Below are 15,221 nucleotides of genomic sequence, written 5' to 3' on the forward strand. Positions count from 1 at the left end.
GGATTACCAGAAGTTGAAAGAAGCTTAGGATACCTCGACGGCCTCCGATACCGAACCTGGCTCATTCGTTAGGCGATTGCCCATTGATTGAGTGACGGCCAGCTGTACTCGGGAAGCTGCACGGAATCCGCGATATCAGCGCCTATGGCGAGCCGCGCCAGACCAGGGATAGCAAAGGCTTTGACCACCAGATCGCGGAACGACAGCCCGAACCGTGTTTTCGGTGCGAAAGCCCCAGCAAAGCGCTGGGCGGCACGCTGCCTGGCAGCGATATAGCCTCGCAGCAATCTCTCGTATCTGCCAAACGCCAGTTCGTATTGCCCGTGGGCAGCTGCAAGCTCAGCCGCCAGCACGTAAGCCGAGATCATCGCCAGTGCTGAGCCCTGTCCGGCCAACAGCGAGACGCAGAAAGCGGCATCGCCGATAAGTGCGACTCGTCCACGCGACCAGTTTTGCATTTTGACCTGGCTCACCCTGTCGAAATAAAGCTCGCCAATTCGATCGAGTTCGTCCAGAATGTGCGGGCATTCCCAACCGTCGCGGCCGTAGACATCGCGCAACATCGCTTTTTGTTGATCGAGTATCGCAGGTAAGCAAGCGCCTGGCGCGGAAAATACAAACAAGAACAACGTGCGATTGTCGTGCAACGTAAAGCCAGCACGCTGCCCGCCAGCATCGTCTACAATCCGCAATTGTCTCACGTGATAGCCGGCGGTATTGATCTGCCCGATCAAGCCCATGCGCTCGGCAATGTCGTAGCCAAGCCCCCAGAAATCGATCGCGTAGCCGCCACTACGCAAAGCGGGCGCGCGTTCGACCAGGGTTGGCTGAAAGCCGGCGGCCTTCAGCCAATATGCAAGCGTTGGCCCCGCGACTCCCGCGCCGGAGATCAAGATAGATTTCATGTGCCAGAACTAGGTCCGCTGGTCCTTTTTCTATCCTACTTTGGTAGTTGAGCCAAAACGAGGAAGCATCGCCGCTTTCTGTGCACCGCGTTTGATCAACCTTCTTGAATCTTACGCATGAAGGGCTGCAGCAAGCTGCAGCGGTGCCAGCTTGGACCGAAACTGGAGCGTCGGCTAACTCAACTCTCCGGTCTCGGCACCGTCATTGCTGCGCGGAGCAAAGTACTGACGTTCGCCGAGAGCAACGATGTGGGAGAAGGAATCGAAAAAACACTTTTCGCATCAATGGCTTACGCGATTGGTGCGCTCGGAGGTGGCAGGAAAACCAAGCTTTATGAACGCTTTGCAAAAACTCTGGAACTTCGATTAGTCCCTTTCCGGCCCCAAAATTATTTTCAGGAGGAGTTCCATGGGAAACGGGGAAGGATTCCATCCCCTGTGCGTGCCGAAAACCTAAACCCTGAGGTAATGGTGATGAAGCCCGCCCACGATGGCACGTGACCTGACAACACCGGTTCGCTGAACTGGGCGAGAAACGGGGGCATCCTTATCCAGGGCCAAGTGCGTCCGCGTCTCATTGTAGTAGCGAAGGTAAGATTTCAAAATCCGGCGCAGATGTGCCTCGCCCAGGACAATGATGTGGTCCACACATTCACGCCGGATCGATCCGATCAGCCGTTCGACAAAGCCGTTCTGCCAGGGTGAGGCCGGTGCGGTCGGCCTGTCTCGAATGCCCATGGCACGCAGTCGGCGTGTGACGACCGCACCGTAGATGCAATCCCGGTCTCGGATCATGTAGCCCGGAGCCTCGTTCCAGGGGAATGCCTCGGTTATTTGACGCGCGACCCATTCGGCGGTTGGATGCGCGGTGACGTTGATCCAGACAAGCTCTCTGCGGTCTAGCCGAACGATGACGAAGGCATAGAGCAGTTTGAAGCCAATTGTCGGGACAACGAAGAAGTCCAGTGCAGCAATGTCTGGCGCGTGGTTATGCAAGAAGGTCCGCCACCCCTGGTTGGGCCGCCCACGCCGTTTGACCATGTACTTGGCGACGCTCGACTGCGCGACCTGAAATCCGAGCTTGAGCAGTTCGCCGTGGATGCGCGGCGCGCCCCAAAGCGGATTGTCGACGCTCATCCGCCGGATCAAGACGCGCAGCTCCGTTTCGACTTGCGGTCGCCCTCCCCGTGGGCGCGACTTCCAACGCCAGTAGCACCGGAATCCGGCTCTGTGCCAACGCACGAGGATCTCGGGCCGGATGATTATGAGAACCTTCAGGATTGCTGGAAACCACCGATACAGCTGGATAAAGAACCAGCGATCAAGGTTCGTGAGCCGAACGCGACCGCGCCGTCTGCGCCTCAAGACTACCAACTGACGTCGCAGCACCGCGTTCTCGGCTTCAAGCCGCAACTTCGACTTAAATGGCGAGCCCAGGACGGCCAGAGCGAAGCAGAACAGCCCGATCATCACGCCAGCTTAGGCGATTCCCACGCGGCATCATACTCGGATCAGGTTTTCGGTACACACAAGGGTCAATCGCGTTATTCTGAGCGACAAATCGATCAAAGTGACCGCGAAGATTTCCGGCAACGCAGAACGCCCGCGCGCACGAGCATTCGAATTGCCCTGGACGCCTAAAGCCAAGGCCGACACAACGCGGGTTGACCTGAATCAGGCCGGCGGGCCCGATCAAAAGCTTTTGCAATCGATCGTGCGCGCCCACGCCTGGATGAGTGCACTCTGGAGCGGCACGCACGACTCGATCGAGAGCCTTGCTTTGGCCATGCAGCTGCATCCGAAAGTGGTCCGTCAGGCTCTGAGGCTAGCGTTTCTGGCTCCCCAAATTACGGAATCCATCCTGCACGGCAGCCAGCCCGCATACCTCTCGCTGGCGAAAATCCCGTTCGCGTTGCCGCTGCCGTGGGCCGAGCAATGCGACGCGTTAGGTGTTACGGGCTAATTTTCGTCGATTAGGCGTTATGGAATCCGGACCAGCCCAAGACGCAGTTCCGCCATACACGATTCCTTGCCCTTCGATTCAAGTATACGACTGTTTTCGCACCTCCCGATCGCCTTCTTCAAAAGGACTGAAAAACTTGCGGCCGCGCTATGGTGAGGTCGCCGTAAGGCAACCTGAAGCCAACACATTGGCCGATGGTGACGTTTCAAATCCGAACCACCTGACTGACGAGCAATCGTCCTACGAACCGGTACGGTGAAACCTATAAATTAAGAGTGTCGGCGGAGGTCTGCTTTTGTGTGCATTCCGGACTCAAGTCCGACTTCGCGTAAGGTCCCAAACGGGCCATGTGTGCACATGGCCCCCCGCGCACAAACGCGACGCTTACCCTTAGGGCTGGTACGTACCGGCATCGGTGCCGAATGTGTGACGCGTCTGAAAAACGCTCCTCAGCCGCCTTCGCCCAGGTGTCGACATCAACCGCCATTGGGATTGCCGCCAACCAAGCCTCCGAGGTTGTTCGGGCCGGGATCGTTGTAGGCCGGCGGCACGTATTCGTAGTGAACCGACGGCGCTGTCCGTTCGTAGCCCCAACTTGGAGCGAAGTTGAAACTCGAGGCTACGTTGGGGGAGAGGTGATGCCACGTCCTGGAGTGATGCATGGTTGCGGCATCAACCGAGGTGCTCAAGGCGATCGATAGTCCTAGAACCACCAGAATAGAACGCATTCGATTGCTCCGATGGGTTAATGTCTATGACGTCAACAGGCTCAGCCGGGCCGAACTAGGAAGCCGCACGTCGAGGCGAAGCATTACAGATCAGGTGTGCTGCACCGACCGTTTTCCAAACCTGTAGCGGTTCACGGTTACTCACGTTGGCGGCACGATGCGCCATGCCGCGAAAAATCACCTCGGCCTCATATGCAAGGTCGTCCTGCGAAAGCCCCTTGGCGTGTCGCAGCCGGCCCTCGGATAGCTCCCGTGGGAACCTGAGCCCGAAAAAATGCGTCCGAGGGTCACGGTAGGGACGGCCGTTGCCAGCCGCCCCCCGTACAGATCCCGGCGTGCGCTGCTAACGCACCGGGCTCCTCCCTTGGGTTCTGGCGTCGAAACGGTGACAAGGCAGAGGATGTAGTGTCCGGATTGGCGGAAAGAAGCGGGCGACGAACTGGATGAACCTCTCCCAGCTGAGGCGTGCCGTTTGGCTGCGCCGTGTGAGCGATGCGAGCCACAGCCGCTTCACCACAGGCTCGGGTGGTTACCCGAGACTGCGAAGTAGTTCAGATGCCCTTTTCAGCATCTGCTTCACCCAAGCACCGGTTTTCGCAATGGGGTCGTGCATTATCCTGCGCAACTCGATCTTGATCGCCAGCAGCTTGGCTCGCATCCGTTTCTTGATCGTCTTGCGCCCGATGACGAAGGTGCCCCATTTGCGTGATCGCGTGCAGAAGTGCGTGAAGCCGAGGAAGTCGAAGGTTTCAGGCTTCCCCTCCCCTAGCTTCTCACGTTGCTTGGCCGCCTGGCGGCCAAAGCGGATCAGCCGGGTTTTGTTCGGGTGCAACGCCAGTTCGAACTTGCGCATTCGCTCTTTGAGATCGTCAAGGAACGCCCGTGCCTCGTGCTCATGCTGAAAGCCGACGATGGTGTCGTCCGCGTAGCGGATGACCATCATGTCGCCCGACGCCCTGGTGAGGCGCCAGCGATGGACCCATAGGTCGAACACATAGTGCAGGTAGACGTTCGCCAGGATTGGTGAGATCACCGCGCCTTGCGGAGCGCCACATGCGCCACGTGTTCTGCGTCTATCTTCGACAGTGCCGACCTTCAGCCATTTTGCAATGAGGCGCAGGATGCGCTTGTCCGCGATACGATGCTCGAGGAAACGGATAATCCATGAGTGGGCCATGGCATCGAAGAAGCCCCGGATATCCGCGTCAAGCACCCAGTTCACTTGCTTCCTGAGAATGCCGGCATGGAGGGCGTCCAGCGCATCGTGCTGGCCGCGCCCCGGTCGGAATCCGTAGGAGAACCCGAGGAAGTCTTCCTCGTAGATTGCTTCCAGAACCGTCACGACCGCCTGTTGGACGATTTTGTCCTCCAGGCACGGCACACCCCCAGCGAACTGCACTTCTCTCCAGACAGCCTTTGGGATCGGCGGAAATCGTTCACCCGTTTCATCCTCTGAGGGGGCAGCGATTTACCGTTTTGAAGATGCGGCGTGTTTCGGGCGTCGAGACATTGAGTCTGCGTCACCCCCAACTCGGTTCTTTTGCGATGCCCAGGGAATGGACCGACTGGGCACCGCCCGGTTCGGAGGCCGTCGCCTGCACGCAGCCATTATTCATCGACGCGACCGGCCTGATCGCACTTGCCGAGATTGTTGCACTTCTCAAGTGTCGGCAAGTCAGGGATTGACCGATGAATCGGTTTCTGATTCGTTCGGACTACCAAGTGATTCGGTCCGATGAATATGCGGAAGCTTTCCTCTGCAGCTCTGCGCAAACGCCGCCGCAAGCTCACGCATGGCCTGCCGCCTATCGAACAGCTCCTGCGTGGGTCACTGATCGAGACTTACAAGCGCTGTGGACGGCCGAACTGCCATTGCGTCGACGGACCAGGACACGGGCCGAAGCGATATTTGTCGGTGAGCCAGCAAGGGCGACCGCGAAGAGACTACGTGCCAAACGCGGCCCAGCCGCAGGTCATGCAGTTCATCGCCAACTTCCGCCAATTGCGCGAGGTGCTCGACGAGATTTGTGCCATCAACACCGAACTTCTCCGACGTCGCGAGGATCTTGGATAGATCGCTATGGACCCGGCACTCGTCGCCTTCGATTTTGCCAAGGCTGGCGCCATCCTCGCCGACATGATCGTATCGTACCTTGCAGCCGGCGCCCCGCCGTTCGACCCGGAGGAGCCCGATGACGACAAGTGCGAAGATCACCGACAGACATCTGTGCCGGCAAGCCTATGTCTACATCCGCCAATCGACAATGGGTCAAGTCCGCTTCCACCAGGAGAGTACGGAGCGCCAATACAATCTGTTGAGCAAAGCCGGCCTCCTGGGCTGGAGGCCGGACCAAATCCGAACCCTCGATCGAGATCTTGGTCAGTCGGGGGCGACGACGACCAACCGCGAGGACTTCAAAGTTCTGGTTGGGGATGTAGCGATGGGCCGTGTCGGCGCGATCTTTTGCTTGGAAGCGTCGCGGCTGGCGCGTTCGAACCAGGACTGGCATCGTCTTCTCGAACTCTGCGCCATCACCGGCACCCTCGTCATCGACGAGGACGGCTGTTACGACCCCGCCGAGTTCAACGACAGCCTGATTCTAGGGATGAAGGGCACGTTCGCGCAGGCGGAGTTGCACATTATCCGCGCGCGCCTCCATGGTGGTAAACTCAACAAGGCCGCCAAAGGTGAACTGCGTTTTCCGTTGCCGGTCGGCTTCGTCTTCGAAAACGACAAGATCGTCCTGGACCCGGACGTGGAAGTCCAAGGTGCGGTGCGCACCGTCTTTGATTTATTCACCCGCGAGGGTACAGCCTTCGCTGTCGTCCGCGGCTTCAACGAGCTTGGTCTACAGTTCCCGCGGCGCGCCTATGGCGGCGCATGGGACGGTAAGCTTCTCTGGGGCAGACTGACCCATTCGCGGGTGCTCGGCATTCTGGCCAATCCATCCTATGCTGGGATGTACGTGTTCGGCCGATATCAATCGGCGAAGGAAGTGGGGCCGTCCGGCGACATTCGCACGCGACTGCGTTTGATGCCGCAGGATGCTTGGCGCGTCGCGATCCCCGACCACCACGAGGGCTACATCACCGCAGACCAGTTCGTCGCAAACCGGCAGCGTCTGACTGCAAATAGGACCAATGGGGAAGGACTCGCTAGCCCTGTACGCGAAGGTCTTTGTCTCTTGCAAGGCTTGCTTCTGTGCGGCGCTTGCGGGCACCGTATAACCGTCCGCTATACCGGGAACGGCGGCATCTACCCAGTTTACCAATGTGGCTGGCGACGTCGGGAAGCCTTGGCGTCCTGCGCTTGTCTGAGCGTGCCGGCGGCGCCGCTCGACGAGACGATCACCGTGCGACTGGTCAGCGCAGTTACACCGGTGACGATCGAACTCGCCCTGGCGGCTCTGACCAATTTAGAACAGCGGGATCGCGAGATCGGCGCACAATGGCGGATGCGGATCGAGCGGGCGCGCTATGAGGCCGAGCTCGCGGAACGACGCTACGAGACCGTTGATCCCGCCAATCGCCTGATCGCCGCCACGCTCGAGACGCGCTGGAATGATGCCATGCAACGCCTGCACGATCTCGAAGCCGAGCTGGCGGCCTTTGAACGTAAGGCCATGCGGGCCGTTACCGCTGAGCAGAAACGGCAGATCCTCGAGTTGGCGAAAGACTTCCCGCGACTATGGGTCGCCGCGTCGACCACGCCGCGCGATCGCAAACGCATCTTGCGCTTGTTAGTGCGCGATATCACCGTCGTGAAGGGACCCGAGCCGAAGATCATCCGATTGCACATTCGTTGGCAAGGCGGCCAAACCGAAACCCTGCAACTTAGTCTCCCACGCGACAGGGCCGACGTCGTCCGTTATCCCGAGGCTTTCGTCCAGCGCGTTCGAGAGCTCGCTCTCCACCATCACGACGACGAGATCGTCGCCCTGCTGCGCGGAGAAGGCCATCGCAGCTCTACGGGCAAGCCGCTCACGGTGGGCACCATCAAATGGTTACGATACAAACACCGCATTCCGGCCCCGCGCCCTTCCAAAGGAATCCTCAACGTTCGGCAAGTGCAGGAACGATACGGTGTCAGCCTCTACGTCGTCCATTATTGGATCGAACGCGGCGTCGTCTCCGCAGCACATCACAAGCCGAATGCACCCTACGTGATCCCGATCGACGACGAACTGGATCAACGCCTCCGCACTTGGGTCGCCAACTCGGCCCATCTCCATCGATCCCCAACGCCAATTGTATGAGGTGCATTATGCCTACCGCGTCAGAATGCTCAGCGGTCGTTTCGAGCCATCAGCCTTCGGAATGTAGGTACGTCTGGCCGGACGCGCTCGGTAACTGCCGCGGTGCACCTTGTCGTGCAGGTCCTCTAGCTTCTCTTCGAGGTTCTCTCCGTAGGTCTGCCACGTCACACCGTCGAAGCCCGGCGCGGAGTCCCGTTCAAGCGAAAGGTAGCTCCGCTCGAGGAGATCGATGGTGATGTGATGCAGCAGCGCAGTGAATCGTACACTCTTGCTCTGTCGCGCCGCTCGGCGCACGGCGATGAGTCCGTTCGACGCGGTGTCCCGGCGCAGTGTCCGGGCCGCGGCCGTCTCGCCGCCGTTCCCCTTGGGCGGGGTCCTTCCCTCCACGACTTCCGCCGAGGGCAAGCCCTCTTTGTTCGGTCGTTTCTCGGGTACTATAACCCCGTCCGAATTCTCATCCGCGTGCACGTTCATCGTTCAGCTGTTGCCTTCATGAACCGGCCCGGCTTGCCTGTCCGGACACGGATGAGACTTCCCAGGTTCCGTGCAAAGAACTTCTCCACGTGCACAAGGTCTCCGACTGCGCGAGGTTCTTCCCATGCAAGCCATTCGCCATGGGACGATGTTGCCTTCTCTTTCTCAGAATAAGATCGGCACCTCGGAATTAGACCCGTTTCGCAGCTCAATATTTGGCCCGTGGTCTCCCCTGTGAACGCTTCACGTCGGCCCTCGCGGGACGCCGCGCATCACTCGGGGTCGGGGCGGTTGGCTAAACCTTCCTCGTGGGGGACTTTCACCTCCTATTCTTTGCCAGCTTGCCTGGCGCACTCTGCTCTGGGTCAATCGCGTCATTCTGACTGTGCACCAATGACTTCCGGTCTGCCCCGGAAAGCAGACAATCTTAGAGCCGTGGAGCCGGTGGCAAATTTGATTGCGGAAGCCCGACCCCTCTTGCGAAATAGGCTGTTTTCTTCTTTTCAAATTCATAATTCTTCGCTGCACTCTTTTCTTACGCGTGGACACGCTGCACGCAAAGAGCGTGGAGAGGCACTTTAGGGAGGATCTCCCATGGCTTGGCTGTTCCTGCTCGTTGCTGGCCTATGCGAACCCGCCTGGGCGATCGGCCTCAAATACACGGAAGGATTCTCGCGCCTGTTACCCTCGATCGGTACGCTAGCCGTCATGGTGGCCAGTATTGGATTCCTCGGCCTAGCCCTTAAGTCGCTGCCAGTCGGTACGGCCTACGCGGTGTGGACGGGCATTGGCACCATCGGCACTACGGCGCTCGGTATTTATCTTTTCAATGAGCCCGCGACGTTGCTTAGGCTTACCTGTATCGGCCTCATTCTCTCCGGTATCATCGGACTGAAAATCACCGCATAGGCCGGGCGGCGCGATGTGGATCTCCCGAAAGGGTCAGCGCTCAAAAATAGCTCTCTAACGTGCCGCGCCGCCGGACGTCGAGCGTGGCGCAGTGGAAGGCGCCGCCAAATGCGGCGTAGTGCAAGAACTCGCATGGAATCGGCTCGAATCCCCATTTCTCTATCGCACGCATTGTTCGCGCGTGATGCGGATCAACGATGACGCGCTTCTCGTCCACTGTCAGCACGTTCATGTTGAGCCATTTCCCGCATAGCGAAGTGATCTTGAGCATACCATCGGCGATCGGGTCGGGCTCCGGGGCAACAAGGATGTCCCATTTTTTCAAGATGGCCGGGAGACGGTCGACGTCTATATATTCGGGATTGATCAGAATCTTGCCGGGCCCAAGCGGCAAGATGGTGGTATCGATGTGCATCGGATTGGGACAGCGGCTCTCGATCTCATGAATGCGATAGCCGTTCCCAAGGTGGCGACGCAGCCATTCAATACCCGACGCATTGGTTACGTTGCTGCGGGTCACGAACAGGTCGCGCCCGCAGCGAAAGAAATCCGCGGCGTCGAAGACCGGTTCGAATTCAGTCAGGATATATGAGATCGGCTCGCCTTCTTCGGGGACGCGAAACTCTGCATCGAACAGCTCGTTCGTTAGTTGCGGCCTCGGCGCGGCGGTCCAGCGCGCGCCGCGTCGGAAATAGTCCTTCAGGATCGGACGATAGGAGTGCGTCTCGAAGTAGCGACACGGCCAAACCATCGGCGTTTCGATAATCTCGTCGCCGATCACGAGCATGCTGTCGCGCGGACAGGAATTGCAGAACCCGTGCGAAGACCATTCCGGCGTGCCGAAGCGTTTCTTGTGATCAATCGGTTCCGGCCGCGTTACCAGGATGCCCAGCGACTGTAGCAGCGCAACAAAGCCATCAAGCTCGCGCTGCGCCGGTTCGATCATGATCTTTGGAAAGTGGCAGCCTGCGACAAGCGACTGGGCCCGCGCAGCCATACCCGGAATGTTGCAGGTTACAACCGGATGACCGGACGGGATGGTCGCACCTCGAGCCTTCCGACGATCACTTCCTCCAGGGATCCCACTCGTTGTGGGAGTTCACTGCAGAAACTTGCCCCACTGGGGCGGCGTCCGGGCCGACAGTGCGCGTGATCATGTCCATCGCTGAGGCCTCGAGGGCTACAACAATCGCTCGCCTTGGAGGTTCCAACGGACGGCGGCACGCCGTCGGCGGACGATCAGTTGGCGTGATCATCGCCGGCCATGGTCGCGTGCTCGCTGCGAAGAAGCTGGGCATCCGCGAAATCCCGGTCATGACGGCCCGGGTTGGACCGACGCGCAGAAGGCTGCTCGCGGACAACCAACTGCCCATGAACGCGCTCTGCTCGATGGGGCTTAAGCGACCGCCCCGCTCATGAACTTCCGCGGTAGGACAGCCGTGGAAGGAGCTGCGAATAGTTGCGGGACATTTTCTAGCACAAATGGGCGCTCCGAGGTGCGCGGTTTGGCGACGGCTGCCGGGGCAACTAGCAAACGGAGGGCGGCACGTCTGCGCCCTTTCAGCGACGCATGACCGTCATCATGATTCGGTGACTGCTACGCCGCCGCCCATCCCGAGGTGTCGTGGCCGTGCAGAGCGCCGCCAACCCCTATCCCGGCTGGGCGCGTCATCGGCCACGCCGCGTCGATCAGACCAACAACGTGTCTGAATGATGCGTCGGCGTCGATGCCCCAATTAGCGGCATGCTCTCGATTGCGCCGAACAGACCATGCGTCTCGCCGTCGATGCCGTCGGTGAAGTAGAGGGTGTTCGGGCTGCCGTCGTTGCCGCCGCCCCCGAAAGTCAGGGTCCAGAGACCGCCCGGCGTGTGTCCCGAACCGGCGTCGATCGGGATCGTGCCTTCTAACTGGTGGGTTTGGAGATCGAAAGCGTTGATTTCGCTGTCCAGGAAGCTGAAATTGCCCACCAGAAGGTCGCCGCTGAACTGGCCGAAATTGTCCGGAGCTTTAGCGACGCCCCACGGAGCGGCGAGAGGGGTGTGAGGGCCGCCGAGCAGCACTCCATGCGGCTCGAGTTTGCCGCTCTCGCTGAAAATGGCCACCGCCCCGTCGCCTGGCCCGGCCATTGTCTGCGCCTCATGCCCGGAAGGCGCATAGGTCACATACACCTGGCCGTCGATGTCCGTCGCATTGAAGGGGACGAGCCCCCGGGCCTCGATCTGGCCCGGGGTCCGAAACGCATGATCGCCTAGGTCGACCGGGTCGAAGCTACTGTTGAAGACGTCGATGGTCCCGGCGCTGTTGTTGGCGGCGTAGAGCATCGTATGAGCCTCGTTGACTGCCAATCCGGTATAGGAAGCGCCCGGCGTCGTCACTTCGATGTGCGCGGTTGACCCGTCTGTCCCGAGGCTGGGGTTCCAGGCGGAGATCGTCCCGTTGAGATCGGCGAAGATGAAGCTGGCGCTCATGAGGTTGCCGTCGGTCAGCTTGAAAGATTCTACGTTCGTATTGGAAACCTGTCCCGTGGGGCCCTGGGGTCCGGTCTCGGTAGTCGGGATGTTCACTGTGAAAACGGGAACGGGATTATTGACGTCGGTGCTGTCGGTCACCGAGTAGAGAGTGGTTGAATTGGTGCCCTGGTCCGAGACCCAGAAGGGGCTGCCAGGCGTAAACGAAACGCCCCAAGGGTTCACCAAATGCGGGTCAGTTGCCTCGGCCAATCCGGGGATGTCCGAGACCAGATTCGTCTGAACATAGATGGCCGCATCGGCGGCGTGGGCTGACGCCGGGTCAAATTGGAACCGCGCTTTCATGATTGTTCCTCCATGATATGCAACGACTGACAGGGTCGAGCAGCTGTCTTTCATCCGAGAATATTGGCAACCAGGCCGCCTGGCGGATTCAGGCGGAAGCGATGAAGTCGTCAGCTCTAAGCAAAGGGCTTCGGTGCTTGATTGCAGAGGTAAAATGATGGGCGGCAATCACCGGCTAAGTGCCCCATTCTGCCGCGAACTGTTGACGCTCTCTAAATTCGTCATGCGCTACTTCGTTCCAACGGACGGCACTTCTTGGGCGATGACCGAGCCGCCTTCATGACGGCGGGGCTCGGGCTCAGCACCGTGCGCACCATCGTCGCCAAGGTAGACGGCAGCGACCGCACGGGAAAAGCGAAACTTTGTTACCTCGGGCTGCTTTGGGCTATGGGCCGCTATTGTCGCGGTGTGTACGAGATCAACACGGCACGGGAACGAAGACGGCTACGGCAGTGAACCCGTTGATCAAAGGCCGCACCTAAACAACCCTGTAAGCTTTCGCGGGCTTCTTGCGCGGCGTCGGCACGACGGGGACCACTTCGCGATGTGGGCCATCAGTTGACATGATTGCCTCTGAATCTAGGAGCCCGGGCCTCGGAGCGGCACCGGTCGAGTTTTTGGGATCAATCCGCCGCCGGGCCGAGCAACCACCCAGTCCCTAAGCGGAACGCAACCCACTCTCCGCCGTCGGAGACTGGACTCCCAAGTGTGCCGACACACTCTCCCGACGAAACGACGTGTGGGACAGGACGTGTGGGCAGTCGCAAACTGTCATCTCTAGCGTTCGGCCGCTGCGAGCGTTGGCGCTGGATAGCGGGCATAGAGGGTGTCGACGCGGTCCCGCCACATCGCCACGAACGCGCCCGAGGTGAGGCGATCGACCGACTTCCATTCGCGTTTGACCGCCGGCATCGTGTTGCCCCAGATGGCGCGCTTGCACCATCGCTCGCCCTTCGCCAAGCCCTCCTGGGTCGCGCACATCGACTTCCAGGCAATCCGCTGCGGATGGCTGAGGTGTTCGGCGGCTCCTTCCCAGCCCTGCTGGTGGATCAGATAGAGATTGGCGAACGTCAGCTCCATGTGCGTTATTGCTTCGAATAGCGCAGCCTCGGTGACGAACTTGTAGGCGGCAGCCATAGCGTTGTCGCGCGGATTGAGGATGTCGCCCGACCCGTATTCGCTGAACTCAGAGTTGCTCAGCTGGAACAGACCGATATAGGAGCCGGTGCGTTCCCTGGGATTAAAATCGGATTCGATTTTGGCAACCGCCTTCATGAAATTGGCATCGACACCAAATGCTTCGGCCGCGCGTTCGATCTCCTGGACCGGCGTTCCGACCGGAACGTCGCTCAATGCCGCCAAGGCGATCTTCGCCGGTTTCTCCGGCGGCGGAATTTCGGAGTAGACGTAGTACTTCAGATACGGCAGTTCGCCTTCGTCCGAATTGGGCGAAGCAGGCGGACGGCCCTGCTGTGGCGTTGCCTCGTTCTCGGGCGGCACAGCCTCAAGGCTGGCACTGGCCTGCAACATTCGTCCTTGCCGCAGCGAACCGGTCACATCGGACGGCATCACCGCGTCCGGCGCCGCGGTGCTGAATTTCGCCGCAACAATCGCATTAGCCGATGATCTTGTATCGAATTTCGCCTTGAGGACCGGGGCCGGCAACGCCGCGAGGGCGTTTGTCAGGACCGTCGTCACATTCAGCGGGATGGCGCTGAATGCATCAGCAACTCTCGCATTCGGCGTTGCGACGCTCGGGCGCGATACCGCGATCTGATGAATCGCGGCAAGCGAAGTCGCGGTCAGCGCGCCGGCAATACAGCTTGCTTGCCAAATTTTCAATGTCGCCAGCCGCGCCGCCGCGGTTTCCCCATTCAATTCCGACTACAGATCCCCGTGTTCAAGTCTGGAGCCTAGTCCAGCATCGACGTATCTTTTAGATTTGCCACAACCAAGGCGTGAGGCTGGACGGCTCGAATTTCTCAATGGCTGTTGCGGCCAAGACGCACTGGACAGCGACGCTGACCAATTCAGAATCGATCCTTCCGTCCGTTTGCTTTGTAAGCGAACGCTATGTCAATTGAGCTGCAAGCCGTAGCCGCCACGTGCCGATCATCGCGACGGCACGCTCCGCTGCATCGGCGTCCTCTGAGTCCGCAACGGGTCGTCAAATCGCGTCGGTTTGACTATACTCTGATCACTTCCGGTCTACCCCGATAAGCGGACAATTTCTGCGTTCGTCGGCACGCCTCAAAGGGGGCCAAGAGGCGACATCGTCCGCCAACCAGAGCGCCAACTAAAGCTCTAAGTGACCGAAAATCAGTCCCCCATTCACCAGCCTTCGGACCTTCGGTGGGGCCGCCAGCCGGACGACTGGGCGACGGCTGTACGATTTGTCTGTACGCCATCTGCGCAGCGCCGAACGAACGCGACATCGCGTCCGGCGCAACCGTCGAATTCAAATCGTTACGAACCCGTAATGAAAATGCGTCTTGTTGCATAAGGCTTTGCGTCGCCCGATCATCACCCTTGGATCGCACGAAATTCATTCGAAACTTTTCGCGGCTCGCGCGATCAAGGCCTTCGCAGCATTCAGCAATGACGCTGAACCTTTTCAAAAAAATATGGGAAGTGAACATGCTCAAGAGGTTACTCGGAGCGGCCGCAATGGCTGCCGTTGCGTACGCCGCCGTTCCAGCCTGCGCCGCGAAACCGGGAGGCTGCATCCAGCTTCGCCCGCGGCGGAGATCAAATCAATAAAGTGCAACGCCGCTTTTATTGCTCGGTCGCCAGCGTCAACAAGTCCGACTTGGGCACTTGCGCCCGGCCCAATGCGCTCCCAAGTCAGCGCTCACGGGGACAGGCAGACTCCCGTTTAGACGAGTACCGTCCAAGCTCTGCGCAACGCTCGATTCCTCGAGGAGATTGCGCATGGACGGAAATCTTTTGGTGGAACTGCGACACCCACCGGCTGCGGCCGCTCCTTCGCGGCCCTCTCGGCCTCCGACCGGCACCGCGCTCGCGAAAAGCGATGCCCCGGCCAAAATCCGAACCTCGTGTCTGGAGCCGTGGACCAATTCGGACGGCGTGGTGGTCGTCTACTCCTCCCGCCTGGGAGGGCCCATGTACGCCCACGAGCAAGTTACCCTGTCGATCGTTGCCGAGGCGATTG

15 protein-coding genes and 1 pseudogene are annotated in these 15,221 nt (G+C 59.7%); 8 read left to right on the plus strand and 8 right to left on the minus strand.

The annotated features are described in order from the left end of the window. Positions 1-68 precede the first annotated feature (68 nt). Positions 69-893 (minus strand): FAD-dependent monooxygenase, encoded by an 825-nt coding sequence (locus tag J6497_RS36400; protein WP_225709020.1) that lies wholly within the window; start codon positions 891-893, stop codon positions 69-71. Between the two features lie 129 nt (positions 894-1,022). Here J6497_RS36400 and J6497_RS36405 point away from each other — a divergent pair, with 129 nt between their 5' ends. Beyond that, positions 1,023-1,406 (plus strand): hypothetical protein, encoded by a 384-nt coding sequence (locus tag J6497_RS36405; protein ID WP_225709021.1) that lies wholly within the window; start codon positions 1,023-1,025, stop codon positions 1,404-1,406. Here J6497_RS36405 and J6497_RS36410 read toward each other — a convergent pair. Then, complete coding sequence (locus tag J6497_RS36410; RefSeq protein ID WP_225709022.1) at positions 1,359-2,375, minus strand: integrase core domain-containing protein; 1,017 nt, start codon at positions 2,373-2,375, stop codon at positions 1,359-1,361. The two genes, J6497_RS36405 and J6497_RS36410, sit on opposite strands and share 48 nt — an antisense overlap. A 100-nt stretch (positions 2,376-2,475) precedes the next feature. Here J6497_RS36410 and J6497_RS36415 point away from each other — a divergent pair, with 100 nt between their 5' ends. Continuing rightward, a complete protein-coding gene (locus J6497_RS36415) occupies positions 2,476-2,868 on the plus strand; it encodes a hypothetical protein (protein ID WP_225709023.1) in 393 nt (130 codons plus the stop codon). Positions 2,869-3,344: 476 nt separating this feature from the next. On the opposite strand, the gene J6497_RS36420 is transcribed toward J6497_RS36415, so the two are convergent. Beyond that, positions 3,345-3,596, minus strand: coding sequence for a hypothetical protein (locus J6497_RS36420; RefSeq protein WP_225709024.1), 252 nt, complete (start codon positions 3,594-3,596; stop codon positions 3,345-3,347). Positions 3,597-4,125: 529 nt separating this feature from the next. After that, a complete protein-coding gene (locus tag J6497_RS36425) occupies positions 4,126-4,995 on the minus strand; it encodes a reverse transcriptase domain-containing protein (RefSeq protein ID WP_225709025.1) in 870 nt (289 codons plus the stop codon). Positions 4,996-5,012: 17 nt separating this feature from the next. Here J6497_RS36425 and J6497_RS42275 point away from each other — a divergent pair, with 17 nt between their 5' ends. From J6497_RS42275 to J6497_RS36435, 3 genes are all read left to right on the plus strand, one after another. After that, positions 5,013-5,282 carry a DUF5372 family protein gene (locus J6497_RS42275; protein ID WP_225709026.1) on the plus strand — a complete coding sequence of 90 codons (270 nt, stop codon included), beginning with the start codon at positions 5,013-5,015 and terminating at the stop codon, positions 5,280-5,282. A gap of 55 nt (positions 5,283-5,337) precedes the next feature. Continuing rightward, entirely contained in the window at positions 5,338-5,670 is a 333-nt protein-coding gene (locus tag J6497_RS41750; protein ID WP_312010431.1) for a DUF6788 family protein, read from the plus strand. A gap of 118 nt (positions 5,671-5,788) precedes the next feature. Beyond that, positions 5,789-7,852, plus strand: a complete 2,064-nt coding sequence (locus tag J6497_RS36435; RefSeq protein WP_225709027.1) for a recombinase family protein — start codon at positions 5,789-5,791, stop codon at positions 7,850-7,852. Between the two features lie 12 nt (positions 7,853-7,864). On the opposite strand, the gene J6497_RS36440 is transcribed toward J6497_RS36435, so the two are convergent. Continuing rightward, a complete protein-coding gene (locus tag J6497_RS36440) occupies positions 7,865-8,326 on the minus strand; it encodes a reverse transcriptase family protein (RefSeq protein ID WP_225709028.1) in 462 nt (153 codons plus the stop codon). A 594-nt stretch (positions 8,327-8,920) separates the two neighbouring features. On the opposite strand from J6497_RS36440, the gene sugE reads away from it, so the two are divergent. Beyond that, the gene (sugE, locus tag J6497_RS36445; protein ID WP_225709029.1) at positions 8,921-9,235 is read left to right on the plus strand and encodes a quaternary ammonium compound efflux SMR transporter SugE; all 315 of its coding nucleotides are present in this window, start codon (positions 8,921-8,923) and stop codon (positions 9,233-9,235) included. A gap of 40 nt (positions 9,236-9,275) precedes the next feature. Here sugE and J6497_RS36450 read toward each other — a convergent pair. After that, a pseudogene (locus tag J6497_RS36450) lies at positions 9,276-10,459 on the minus strand (amidinotransferase). Positions 10,460-10,483: 24 nt separating this feature from the next. Between J6497_RS36450 and J6497_RS36455 the strand changes: the two are divergent. Further along, on the plus strand, positions 10,484-10,654 hold the full coding sequence (locus tag J6497_RS36455; protein WP_225709030.1) for a ParB N-terminal domain-containing protein: 171 nt from the start codon (positions 10,484-10,486) through the stop codon (positions 10,652-10,654). A 270-nt stretch (positions 10,655-10,924) separates the two neighbouring features. Here J6497_RS36455 and J6497_RS36460 read toward each other — a convergent pair whose 3' ends face one another. Next, a complete protein-coding gene (locus tag J6497_RS36460; protein WP_225709031.1) occupies positions 10,925-12,049 on the minus strand; it encodes a TIGR03118 family protein in 1,125 nt (374 codons plus the stop codon). A 777-nt stretch (positions 12,050-12,826) separates the two neighbouring features. Further along, positions 12,827-13,891, minus strand: coding sequence for a transglycosylase SLT domain-containing protein (locus tag J6497_RS36465; RefSeq protein WP_225709032.1), 1,065 nt, complete (start codon positions 13,889-13,891; stop codon positions 12,827-12,829). 1,089 nt (positions 13,892-14,980) lie between these two features. Here J6497_RS36465 and J6497_RS36470 point away from each other — a divergent pair. Beyond that, on the plus strand, positions 14,981-15,221 hold a 241-nt coding region (locus J6497_RS36470), incomplete at its 3' end, for a hypothetical protein (RefSeq protein ID WP_225709033.1).

This window comes from Bradyrhizobium cenepequi (genome assembly GCF_020329485.1).
In the GTDB taxonomy this organism is placed as follows: Bacteria; Pseudomonadota; Alphaproteobacteria; order Rhizobiales; family Xanthobacteraceae; genus Bradyrhizobium; species Bradyrhizobium cenepequi.

Coding starts and splice junctions, on each gene's coding strand:
- J6497_RS36435 (WP_225709027.1), top strand. CDS start 5,789: ATGACGACAAGTGCGAAGATCACCGACAGACATCTGTGCCGGCAAGCC.
- J6497_RS36440 (WP_225709028.1), bottom strand. CDS start 8,326: ATGAACGTGCACGCGGATGAGAATTCGGACGGGGTTATAGTACCCGAG.
- J6497_RS36410 (WP_225709022.1), bottom strand. CDS start 2,375: ATGATCGGGCTGTTCTGCTTCGCTCTGGCCGTCCTGGGCTCGCCATTT.
- J6497_RS36460 (WP_225709031.1), bottom strand. CDS start 12,049: ATGAAAGCGCGGTTCCAATTTGACCCGGCGTCAGCCCACGCCGCCGAT.
- J6497_RS36405 (WP_225709021.1), top strand. CDS start 1,023: ATGAAGGGCTGCAGCAAGCTGCAGCGGTGCCAGCTTGGACCGAAACTG.
- sugE (WP_225709029.1), top strand. CDS start 8,921: ATGGCTTGGCTGTTCCTGCTCGTTGCTGGCCTATGCGAACCCGCCTGG.
- J6497_RS36420 (WP_225709024.1), bottom strand. CDS start 3,596: ATGCGTTCTATTCTGGTGGTTCTAGGACTATCGATCGCCTTGAGCACC.
- J6497_RS41750 (WP_312010431.1), top strand. CDS start 5,338: ATGCGGAAGCTTTCCTCTGCAGCTCTGCGCAAACGCCGCCGCAAGCTC.